This window comes from Vibrio marinisediminis, assembly GCF_014050145.1.
Taxonomy (GTDB): domain Bacteria; phylum Pseudomonadota; class Gammaproteobacteria; order Enterobacterales; family Vibrionaceae; genus Vibrio; species Vibrio marinisediminis.
Genome location: NZ_JACFYF010000228.1, coordinates 1 through 277 on the forward strand (window position 1 = coordinate 1; position 277 = coordinate 277).

Sequence of the window (277 nt, forward strand, 5' to 3'; positions counted from 1 at the left end):
GCGCGAAGCCCTCCATCTGCCGCAGGAGCGGCGTGGTCGTCGTCTCGACCGTTTCCAGCATCCCGCTGATGCGGCCGATCTCGGTTTCGGTTCCGGTTGCGACAACAATGCCTCGGCCGGCACCGGCCGCGACAAGCGCGCCGCTGAACGCCATCGACCGGCGGTCACCCAGCGACGCGTCCTGATCGACCGGCGTTGTCGACTTGTCGACCGGGACGGACTCGCCGGTCAGCACTGCTTCCTGAATGCGCAGCCCATAGGACGCGATGACCCGCAG

The 277-nt window shown here is 67.9% G+C and carries 1 protein-coding gene; it reads right to left on the minus strand.

Features of this window, described 5'->3' with window-relative positions:
* Positions 1–277, minus strand: a 277-nt coding sequence (locus H2O73_RS23955) for a P-type ATPase actuator domain-containing protein (RefSeq protein WP_497997518.1), incomplete at both ends; no start/stop codon positions are given.